Genomic DNA, 5,242 nt, shown 5'->3' on the forward strand with positions numbered 1-5,242 from the left:
GATTTTCGTGAGACTAAGTCTATTGCGCGTGAACGTAAGAAAAAAATTATCGTATCTATCTACATCTTGATGGGAATTTCCATTTATTTTGCACCTCTTTTACCAGTCAAAATCGGTCTAGGAGCCTTGACCATCTTTATCACCTATTATCTCTTCAAGGTCATTCCAGACAAAGAATAAGTAAAATTTGTAACTATTTCCCTTGATAAAAATGAAAGTATATTCACAACAATATGATATAATAAATTCAAAGTAATACTCAAGGAGAATCAAATGATTTACGAATTTTGTGCTGAAAATGTGACCTTGCTTGAAAAAGCTATGGAGGCTGGAGCTCGCCGAATCGAACTCTGTGATAATCTAGCAGTTGGTGGAACAACCCCTAGCTATGGAGTGACCAAGGCAGCGGTTGAACTGGCAGCTAACTATGATACGACTATTATGACCATGATTCGTCCTCGTGGTGGCGACTTTGTCTACAATGACCTAGAAATTGCTATTATGCTAGAAGACATTCGCTTGACTGCTCAGGCTGGAAGTCAAGGGGTTGTATTTGGTGCTTTAACTGGTGAGAAGAAGTTGGATAAGAAAAATCTTGAGAAGTTGATAGCTGCATCAAAGGGAATGGAAATTGTCTTTCACATGGCCTTTGATGAATTGAGTGATGAAGACCAGTTGGAAGCTATTGACTGGCTCAGCCAAGCTGGAGTCATTCGTATCTTGACTCGTGCTGGTGTTTCTGGCGATTCACTAGACAAACGTTTTGCTCACTATCACAGAATTTTGGAGCACGCTAAAGGTAAAATTGAAATTCTACCAGGTGGGGGGATTGACTTGGACAACCGTCAAACCTTTATCGACCAACTGGGAGTGACACAACTACATGGTACTAAGGTTGTCTTTTAGAAAATAGAAAGGAACTGCTAGCTTTGGGTAGCAGTTTTCACTTATGTTTGAAATTTTTAAATCCTATCAATTGAATCAAGAAAAGGCTCATGCTTATGGTTTTGTAGAAAATGGTGGAGTCTGGACCTATAGTTGCCAGATTTTGCAGGGTGACTTTGTCATGACTGTGTCCGTCACTGCTGATAATGTGAGTTTTCAAGTCTTTGACCAGGAGACTGGTGATCTCTATCCTCAAGTCCATATGGAAAGCATGAGGGGAAGTTTTGTCGGAAATGTCCGTGAGGCTTGTCTGGAGATTCTCTACCAGATTCGGAAGGCTTGTTTTGAGGTACAGGATTTTATCTGTCCTCAGACTAAGCGTATCATGGCTCAGATTCAGGAAAAGTATGGTAATCAGTTGGAGTATCTGTGGGAAAAATCACCTGATACGGCAGTGTTAAGACATGAAGGCAATAAAAAATGGTATGCTGTTTTGATGAGAATACCTTGGGATAAGCTGGAAAAGGGTAGAGAAGGTTTAGTCGAAGCAGTCAACCTCAAACATGATCAAGTAGTGGATCTACTTTCACAAAAGGGCATTTATCCAGCTTTTCATATGAATAAACGTTACTGGATTAGTGTGGCGCTTGATGATACTTTGTCAGATTCAGCCGTCCTAGAATTGTTTGAAAAAAGTTGGAATTTAACTTCTAAAAAATGAAACATTTCGATGATTTTCAATAACTTTCAATTAGCTAAATATTCTATACTGAAGAAATTTTCAGAAAATATTTGATTTTTTCTTGACAAGTGCTTTTGCCTATGCTAAAATACTAAACAAGATATCAAACGAAGGAGAAAGTCAAGCATGAAAACAGCTAAGTTTAATCAATTTGCTTTGTTGTTGAGGTACTCGGGCTAGTGCAAAAAGCATTAGTCCTGTTTGGCTTACCAAGCGGGAGTAAATCAACATCTCGCTTGGACTTCTAAGCGAGATGTTTTTTTTAAAAACACATTTGGAAAAGGGGAAATCTTATGCGTAAAGTTGAATTTTTTGATACAAGTCTTCGTGATGGGGAACAAACACCTGGTGTTAACTTCTCAATAAAGGAAAAAGTTTCCATTGCAAGACAGCTGGAGAAATGGGGAATTTCTGTAATTGAAGCTGGTTTTCCGGCTGCTAGTCCAGATTCATTTATAGCCGTTCAAGAAATTGCTAAAGCCATGAAAAAAACAGCAGTGACAGGATTAGCTCGTTCTGTAAAATCTGATATTGATGCTTGTTATGAGGCACTTAAGGATGCCAAGTATCCACAGATTCATGTCTTTATCGCTACCAGTCCGATTCACCGCAAGTACAAGCTCAATAAGAGCAAGGAAGAGATTTTAGAAGCTATTAAGGAACATGTTTCTTATGCCCGTTCTAAATTTAAAGTGGTTGAATTCTCTCCAGAGGATGCGACTAGAACAGAGTTGGATTTCCTATTACAAGTCGTTCAAACAGCGGTCGATGCAGGTGCATCTTATATAAATATCCCTGACACAGTTGGCTTTACGACTCCAGAAGAGTTTGCACGCATCTTTGATCACTTGACTGAAAATATTAAATCAGATCATAAAGTTGTCTTTGGTGTCCACTGTCATGATGATCTCGGTATGGCAACTGCAAATACTTTGACAGCAATTAAACACGGTGCTGGACGTGTCCAGGGAACTATTAATGGTATCGGTGAACGCGCAGGTAATGTTGCTCTTGAAGAAGTAGCTGTTGCTTTGAAGATTCGTGAGGATTTCTTCCAAGCAACTAGTGATATTGTTTTGGATGAAACAATGAATACATCAGAAATGGTTTCTCGCTTCTCAGGAATTCCAGTTCCTAAAAACAAGGCCGTAGTTGGAGGTAATGCCTTCTCTCATGAATCTGGTATTCACCAAGATGGAGTTCTTAAAAATCCTCTTACTTATGAGATTATCACCCCTGAATTGGTTGGTGTTAAGAGTAATAGTCTTCCGCTTGGAAAATTGTCTGGTCGCCATGCCTTCGTTGAGAAGCTGAGAGAATTGGCCCTAGACTTTACAGAAGAGGACATCAAACCACTCTTCTCTAAGTTCAAGGCACTGGCCGACAAGAAACAAGAAATCACAGATGCAGATATTCGTGCTCTGGTAGCTGGAACCATGGTTGAAAACCCAGAAGGATTCCACTTTGATGATTTACAACTTCAAACTCATGCAGATAATGACATTGAAGCGCTCGTTAGCCTGGCTAATATGGATGGTGAGAAAGTCGAATTTAATGCGACAGGGCAAGGTTCTGTTGAGGCTATCTTCAACGCTATTGACAAATTCTTCAATCAATCCGTTCGCTTGGTGTCTTACACTATCGATGCGGTGACGGATGGAATCGATGCCCAGGCTCGGGTCTTGGTCACTGTTGAAAACAGAGATACAGAAACCATCTTTAACGCAGCAGGTCTTGATTTCGATGTGTTGAAGGCTTCGGCTATTGCTTACATCAATGCTAATACCTTTGTTCAAAAAGAGAATGCAGGTGAGATGGGACGCAGTGTTTCCTACCGCGATATGCCTAGTGTGTAAAGGAGAAAGCTATGACAAAGAAAATAGTGGCTCTAGCAGGGGATGGAATCGGCCCAGAAATCATGGAGGCTGGGTTAGAGGTTCTGGAAGCTCTAGCTAAAAAAACAGGCTTTGTCTATGAAATAGACAGACGACCTTTTGGAGGTGCAGGTATTGATGCTGCAGGGCATCCCTTACCTGATGAAACCCTCAAGGCAAGTAGAGAAGCAGATGCCATTCTTCTAGCGGCTATCGGTAGTCCTCAGTATGATGGAGCAGCGGTTCGGCCTGAACAAGGCTTGTTGGCTCTCCGTAAGGAACTCAATCTCTATGCCAATATTCGCCCTGTAAAAATCTTTGACAGTCTTAAGCATTTGTCACCACTCAAACCGGAACGAATTGCTAGTGTAGACTTTGTCGTGGTACGGGAGTTGACAGGTGGGATTTATTTTGGGGATCATATCCTTGAAGAAAGAAAAGCGCGTGATATCAACGACTACAGCTATGAGGAAGTGGAGCGGATTGTTCGCAAAGCCTTTGAAATTGCAAGAAGTCGGAGAAAAATACTTACCAGCATTGATAAGCAAAATGTGTTGGCAACATCAAAACTATGGAGAAAAGTAGCTGAGGAAGTCGCAAAGGATTTCCCAGATGTGACCTTGGAACACCAGTTAGTCGACTCAGCTTCCATGCTTATGATTACTAATCCTGCTAAGTTTGATGTCATCGTGACGGAGAATCTTTTCGGAGATATACTATCTGATGAATCAAGCGTTCTATCTGGCACACTTGGGGTTATGCCATCAGCCAGTCATTCTGAAAATGGACCAAGTCTCTATGAACCTATTCACGGTTCAGCACCTGATATTGCAGGTCAAGGAATTGCCAATCCTATTTCCATGATTTTATCAGTGGCCATGATGCTGAGAGACAGCTTTGGACGTTATGAGGATGCAGAGCGTGTCGAGCGTGCTGTTGAGGCAAGTTTGGCAGCTGGTGTTTTAACAAGAGATATAGGTGGACAGGCTTCGACCAAGGAAATGACGGAAGCTATTATCGCAAGGTTATGAAGTTAGACGAAAAAATTACTCTAGTCCTTTTGATTTGGAATGTCATCATTTTCTTGATTTATGGCATTGACAAATCCAAGGCGAGGAGAAGAGCTTGGCGCATCCCTGAGAAAATCTTACTTATTTTAGCCTTTACTTGTGGTGGTTTTGGTGCCTGGTTAGCAGGAATCATCTTTCATCACAAGACTAGAAAATGGTACTTTAAAACGGTTTGGTTTCTTGGGATGGTGACCACACTAGTAGCCTTATATTTTATTTGGAGGTAATGGATGGCAGGAAAATCGATTTTTGATAAATTATGGGACCGTCATGTCATCACAGGAGAAGAGGGGCAACCCCAACTCATGTATGTGGACCAGCATTATATCCACGAGGTGACTAGCCCGCAAGCTTTTCAAGGACTGCGAGATACAGGTCGCAGATTGAGACGACCAGACTTGACATTTGGAACTTTTGACCACAATGTCCCGACCGTCAATATCTACGATATTCGAGATGTCATTTCCAAGGCTCAAATTGATAAGCTAGCTGAAAATGTTGAGGAATTTGGGATTGAACATGCCGCCCACGGTTCCGAAAAGCAAGGAATCGTTCATATGGTTGGTCCAGAAACAGGACGGACCCAACCAGGGAAATTTATCGTCTGTGGGGATAGCCATACAGCAACCCACGGGGCTTTCGGAGCGATCGCTTTTGGAATTGGGACCAGT

6 protein-coding genes and 1 pseudogene are annotated in these 5,242 nt (G+C 41.5%); all 7 read left to right on the forward strand.

The genetic code is table 11. The features are described 5' to 3' along the window. Positions 1 to 180, forward strand: a pseudogene (locus QZ359_RS05335) (DUF454 domain-containing protein); the annotation flags it as partial. Positions 181 to 273: 93 nt separating this feature from the next. Then, the gene (locus QZ359_RS05340) at positions 274 to 906 is read left to right on the forward strand and encodes a copper homeostasis protein CutC (protein ID WP_293963914.1); all 633 of its coding nucleotides are present in this window, start codon (positions 274 to 276) and stop codon (positions 904 to 906) included. 43 nt (positions 907 to 949) lie between these two features. After that, a complete protein-coding gene (locus QZ359_RS05345) occupies positions 950 to 1,606 on the forward strand; it encodes an MmcQ/YjbR family DNA-binding protein (protein WP_293963915.1) in 657 nt (218 codons plus the stop codon). 314 nt (positions 1,607 to 1,920) lie between these two features. Further along, entirely contained in the window at positions 1,921 to 3,483 is a 1,563-nt protein-coding gene (locus tag QZ359_RS05350) for a 2-isopropylmalate synthase (RefSeq protein ID WP_293963916.1), read from the forward strand. Between the two features lie 11 nt (positions 3,484 to 3,494). Beyond that, positions 3,495 to 4,532: a 3-isopropylmalate dehydrogenase gene (leuB, locus tag QZ359_RS05355; RefSeq protein ID WP_293963917.1), complete on the forward strand. Its 1,038-nt coding sequence runs from the start codon at positions 3,495 to 3,497 to the stop codon at positions 4,530 to 4,532. After that, the gene (locus tag QZ359_RS05360) at positions 4,529 to 4,798 is read left to right on the forward strand and encodes a DUF1294 domain-containing protein (protein WP_000762433.1); all 270 of its coding nucleotides are present in this window, start codon (positions 4,529 to 4,531) and stop codon (positions 4,796 to 4,798) included. The genes leuB and QZ359_RS05360 overlap by 4 nt, the downstream gene beginning before the upstream one ends. Before the next feature lie 3 nt (positions 4,799 to 4,801). Then, on the forward strand, positions 4,802 to 5,242 hold a 441-nt coding region (locus QZ359_RS05365; protein WP_293963918.1), incomplete at its 3' end, for an aconitase family protein.

It is taken from the genome of Streptococcus sp., from assembly GCF_019414905.1.
Classification (GTDB): domain Bacteria; phylum Bacillota; class Bacilli; order Lactobacillales; family Streptococcaceae; genus Streptococcus.

Excerpts from the sequence above, each read along its gene's own strand:
- QZ359_RS05340 (WP_293963914.1), top strand. The coding sequence starts at position 274 with ATGATTTACGAATTTTGTGCTGAAAATGTGACCTTGCTTGAAAAAGCT.
- QZ359_RS05345 (WP_293963915.1), top strand. The coding sequence starts at position 950 with ATGTTTGAAATTTTTAAATCCTATCAATTGAATCAAGAAAAGGCTCAT.
- QZ359_RS05350 (WP_293963916.1), top strand. The coding sequence starts at position 1,921 with ATGCGTAAAGTTGAATTTTTTGATACAAGTCTTCGTGATGGGGAACAA.
- leuB (WP_293963917.1), top strand. The coding sequence starts at position 3,495 with ATGACAAAGAAAATAGTGGCTCTAGCAGGGGATGGAATCGGCCCAGAA.
- QZ359_RS05360 (WP_000762433.1), top strand. The coding sequence starts at position 4,529 with ATGAAGTTAGACGAAAAAATTACTCTAGTCCTTTTGATTTGGAATGTC.